This is a genomic window from Arthrobacter sp. JCM 19049, assembly GCF_001310435.1.
The window spans coordinates 1-2,687 of sequence record NZ_BAXF01000300.1; the positions used below are offsets into that span (position 1 = coordinate 1).

A 2,687-nucleotide genomic window follows, 5' to 3' on the forward strand; every position below is an offset into this window, starting at 1 on the left:
GTGGGGCTTCAGCCGGCCGCCACACGACTACACGATACGCATCCTGAGTGTCTGGCCACATTTCCCCCGCTTTCAAGCCACGGGCTTTTCACGTCGCCTAGACTTGAATGAGCGCGACGCGTGCAGCGTCGCAAAGATACTAAATAGTGAAGTGACTCGACGTGCGAGCACGAAGGTTGCGGTGTTGGAATAGGGCCGCTGAGAGGAAAACTTTTCATGTCTAACGAATCCCATCGCAACTCGGGCAACGACCGAGGAAATTTCCGAAAGAATCATTCGGGACGAAACCAAGAGCATCGCGGCGGCTTCCGCCGCGATGGCGACCAGCGCAAGGACAACCGTCGAGGCGAAGACCGCCGTGACGGTTTCCGGCGAGATGATAGTGATCGCGGTGGCTACCGCGGCCAGCGAGACTCTAATCGCGGAGACTTCCGCCGTAACGATGACAACCGCGGTGGTTATCGCGGCGATCGTGACCGCAACCGCGGGGATTTCCGCCGTAATGATGACAATCGCGGTGGTTACCGCGGGGATCGTGACCGTTCTGATTTCCGTCGCGATGGCGACAAGCGCGACAATTTCCGCCGCAATGATGACAACCGTGGTGGCTTCCGCGGGGATCGTGACCGTTCTGATTTCCGTCGCGATGGCGACAAGCGCGACAATTTCCGCCGTAACGACGACAACCGCGGCGGTTACCGCGGGGACCGTGACCGCAACCGCGGGGACTTCCGCCGTACCGACGAGAACCGTGGCGGTTTCGGCGGAGACCGCGATCACAATCGTGGAGGGTTCCGGCGTAATGATGATAACCGTGGTGGCTTCCGTGGGGACCGTGAGCGTTCTGATTTCCGCCGCAATGACGACAACCGTGGTGGCTTCCGTGGGGACCGTGAGCGTTCTGATTTCCGCCGCAATGACGACAACCGCGGTGGCTTCCGCGGGGACCGTGAGCGTTCTGATTTCCGTCGCGATGGCGACAAGCGCGACAATTTCCGCCGCAATGACGACAACCGCGGCGGTTTCCGCGGGGACCGTGAGCGTTCTGATTTCCGTCGCGATGGCGACAAGCGCGATAACTTCCGCCGCAACGACGACAACCGCGGCCAGTTCCGCAAGGGTGACGAGCGCGGGCGGGAGACCTCCCGTGGCCGCTCCGAGGGTGGGGCGCCCAAGGGCAAATTCCAGGATGACGAGCGCGGCGTTCGCAAGCACAACCCGGGCGATCTGCGCATCTCCAACCGTCCGGACCGCACTGCCTCTCCGGACATTGACGAGGACGTGACGGGCAAGGAGTTGGATCGCGTGGCTCGCGCCCAGCTGCGCTACCTGGAGGAACGCAGCCAGAGCTGGGTTGCCAAGCACCTGGTCATGGCCGGACGTCTGCTTGAGGTCGATCCCGAGCTGGCCTATGAGCACACCCTGGCGGCTTCCCGCCGTGGCGGTCGCGTGGCCGTGGTGCGCGAGGCGGTGGGGATCGCCGCCTACCATGCCGGCAAGTATGCCGATGCCCTGCGCGAACTGCGCACGCACCGCCGGATCAGCGGCTCGGACTACAACCTGCCGCTGATTGCCGACTCGCTGCGCGGTCTGGGCCGGGCGGAGAAGGCCATTGAAATGGCGCACGACGAGGAGTTCGCCGAGCTGGACACCGCGGTCAAGGTGGAGTTGCACATCGTCGCCGCCGGTGCCTACGCCGACCTGGGGAAGATTGACGCCGCGCTGGCCGAGCTGGAGGCGCTGCCGCAGCTGGACTTCAACCGTGCCTTCAAGTTCACCCCGCGCCTTTTCAGCGCCTACGCCGACCTGCTGCAGGAAGCCGGCCGGACCGAAGAGGCCAAGCGCTGGCGCGCGCAGATCGCCGTGGCGGAGCGGGCGCTGGGCGTTGAGGAGGACAGCGACGATTCGTTCATCTACGACCTGGCACCGGAAATGGATGAGGAAGAGGCCCATCCGCGGGCCAAGGACCTGATCGAGCCGGGCGCTGACGCAGAAGCCGAGGAATCCGGCTCCGATTCGGACGTCGTCGCCCAGATGGACGCTTCCAACGAGGATGACGAAACCGTGCAGGAGCACGCCGCGACCGGTATCGACGAGGAGGATGACCTGTCCGAGGTGTCCTTCGATGACGCGCAGGCCGAGGACGATGACGCGCAGGAACGCACCATCCACGCCGATGGGGACGAGAATCCAGCGCAGGACAAGTAGCGCTTCAGCGCACTAGGAGGGAACTGGCCAGATGCTGATTTCGGGTTTTGACTCGGTCCTGTCCGACCTGGATGGGGTGGTGTACGCCGGGGCTGAGGCCGTGACCGGCGCCGTGGAGTCGCTGAACGCGTTGGCGGAGGTGGAGGTCCCGCTGGCCTTCATCACCAACAACGCGGGGCGCTCCCCAATGGCCGTGGCGGCACACCTGCGCCAGCTTGGCGTGAAGACGTCTGCGGAGCACGTATTCGGTTCGGCCGATGCCGGCGCGGAGCTGCTGGCCCAGAAACTGAACCCGGGCAGCAAGGTGCTGGTGGTCGGTTCCCCCTACCTGCGTGAGTGCGTGGCTGTGCGCGGCATGGAAGTGGTGGAGTCCCACCAGGACAAGCCGGCCGGAGTGATCCAGGGGTTCTACCCCGAGGTTTCGTGGACCGACCTGGCCGAGGCCAGCTATGCGATCGCCCGCGGGGCGACGTGGGTGG

3 protein-coding genes are annotated in these 2,687 nt (G+C 64.7%); 2 read left to right on the forward strand and 1 reads right to left on the reverse strand.

Annotated elements, in window-relative coordinates; genetic code table 11:
- Positions 1-72: 72 nt before the first annotated feature.
- On the reverse strand, positions 73-1,215 hold the full coding sequence (locus JCM19049_RS11265) for a hypothetical protein (protein WP_279403038.1): 1,143 nt from the start codon (positions 1,213-1,215) through the stop codon (positions 73-75).
- Between the two features lie 90 nt (positions 1,216-1,305).
- Here JCM19049_RS11265 and JCM19049_RS11270 point away from each other — a divergent pair, with 90 nt between their 5' ends.
- On the forward strand, positions 1,306-2,208 hold the full coding sequence (locus JCM19049_RS11270) for a hypothetical protein (protein ID WP_054821642.1): 903 nt from the start codon (positions 1,306-1,308) through the stop codon (positions 2,206-2,208).
- Positions 2,209-2,239: 31 nt separating this feature from the next.
- On the forward strand, positions 2,240-2,687 hold a 448-nt coding region (locus JCM19049_RS11275), incomplete at its 3' end, for an HAD-IIA family hydrolase (protein WP_374700298.1).